At 70.8% G+C, this 2,057-nt stretch carries 2 protein-coding genes; both read right to left on the reverse strand.

The genetic code is table 11. From position 1 onward, the window contains the following. A partial coding sequence (locus I5E_RS04235) for an ABC transporter transmembrane domain-containing protein (protein ID WP_022905897.1) occupies window positions 1-975 on the reverse strand: 975 nt, incomplete at its 3' end. A gap of 9 nt (window positions 976-984) precedes the next feature. Next, window positions 985-1,989 (reverse strand): cytochrome d ubiquinol oxidase subunit II, encoded by a 1,005-nt coding sequence (gene cydB, locus I5E_RS04240; protein ID WP_022905898.1) that lies wholly within the window; start codon window positions 1,987-1,989, stop codon window positions 985-987. Window positions 1,990-2,057: the final 68 nt, after the last annotated feature.

Genomic DNA, 2,057 nt, shown 5'->3' on the forward strand with positions numbered 1-2,057 from the left:
CGCGGGTGCCGTGGTGTCGTCGAGGACGTCGAGGACCGCCGACGAGGCCTCGACCCCGTCCTGCGCCGCGTGGAAGTCCGCGCCCACCTGGCGGATCGGGGCGAAGGCCTCCGGTGCGAGCACGAGCACGAACATCGCGGCGCCCAGCCCGAGCGAGCCGTCGACGAGCCGGATGCCGATCGACACCGCGACGAGCGCGACGGCCAGGCTCGCGGCCAGTTCGAGTGCGAACCCGCTCACGAACGAGAGCCGGAGGACACCGATCGTGCCACGGCGGTACTCGTCGGTGACGACACCGATCCGGCCGACCTGACGCCGCGCGCGGCCGAACACCTTGAGGGTGGCGAGCCCCTCGACCGCCTCGGTGAAGGCACCGCCGAGCGTCGCCAACGCGTCGGACTGCTTCCGCTGCAGCGCCTGGGTGGCGAGGCCGATGAGGATCATGAACACCGGGATCACCGGCAGGGCGCAGAGCACGACGAGACCGCTGGTCAGGTCGCCGAGGCCGATCGCCACGAGGAGCACCGGTGTGGCGATCGCGGTGAGCGCCAGCTGCGGCAGGTACCGGCCGAAGTACGCGTCGAGCGCGTCGAGGCCGGGGCCGAGCGTGGTCGCGAACGCCGAACTGGAACGCTCGGCGAGCCACGACGGCCCGCGTTCCGCCGCGCGGGCGAGGACCGTCGCCCGCAGCTCGCTCTTCACCGTCGCCGCGGCGCGGGCGGCGAGGTCGTCGGTCGCCCAGGCGGCCACCGCGCGGACGACGAACGCCGCGCCGAGGAGCGCGAGCGCCGGGACGAAGGCGCCCGGGACGTCGCCGTCACGGACCGCGTCGACGCCGAGGGTCACCGCCGCCGCGATCCCCCACGCGATCGCGATCGTCGCGAGTGTGCGGAGGACCCCGGTGCCGGCGGCCGCGACGATGAAGCCGCGGGCCGTCCGCGACAGCCGCAGCAGGCGCGGGTCGAGCGGCTTCACCGTCGCCGCCTAGTGCGCGGCCTGGGTCACGTGGGCCCGGGTCACGCGCTTGCGGAAGATCCAGTACGTCCACGCCTGGTAGGCGAGCACGAGCGGCACGAAGATCAGCGCCACCCAGCTCATCACCGTCAGCGTGTACGAGCCGCTGGAGGCGTTGTACACGTTCAGGCTGTTCGCCGGGTCGTTCGTCGCGGGCATGACGTCCGGGAAGATCGCGGTGAACATCGCCAGCACGATGGCGGCGATCGTCAGCGCCATCAGGGCGAACGCGCGCCCCTCCTTGCCCCAGGCCGTGCAGAGCACCGCCAGCACGAGGGCGAGCGCGGCGACGACCGACAGGACGATCGAGGTCGGGGTGGACCGCACGAACGCCATCCACACCAGGAACGCTGCACCCACCACGATCGTGAGCACGCCGGCACGGGTCGCGAGGCGCTTCGCCCGCTCCCGCATCTCGCCCTCGGTCTTCAGCGCGACGAACACGACACCGTGCGTGAAGAACACGAGCAGCGTCGCGAGACCGGTGAACAGCGCGAACGGGTTGAGCAGGTCGAACAGCGTGCCGGTGTAGTTGTGGCCGGTGTCCATCGGGATGCCGCGGACCACGTTGCCGAACGCGACGCCCCAGAGGAACGACGGCACCGCGCTGCCGACGATGATCATCAGGTCGAACCGGCGCTTCCACTCCAGGTGCTTGTTCTGGTGCCGGTACTCGAACGAGACGCCGCGGGCGATGAGCGCCGCGAGGATGAGCAGCAGCGCCAGGTAGAACCCGGAGAACATCGTCGCGTACCACTCCGGGAAGGCCGCGAACAGGCAGGCGCCCGCGACGATCACCCAGGTCTCGTTGAGGTCCCAGACCGGTCCGATCGTGTTGATCAGGACCCGACGGTCGGTGTCGTCCTTACCGAGGAACGGCAGGGACATGCCGACCCCGAAGTCGAAGCCGTCGAGGACGAAGTAGCCGACGAAGAACAGGCCGACGATCGCGAACCAGAGAACGGGGAGATCCATCAGTAGACCGTCACTTCGTGCTTGACCTCGCCGGTGGCCTCGTCGACCTCGGCAGGTGCGCCGGGGCC

The sequence above is a fragment of the Curtobacterium sp. B18 genome (assembly GCF_000333375.1).
In the GTDB taxonomy this organism is placed as follows: Bacteria; Actinomycetota; Actinomycetes; order Actinomycetales; family Microbacteriaceae; genus Curtobacterium.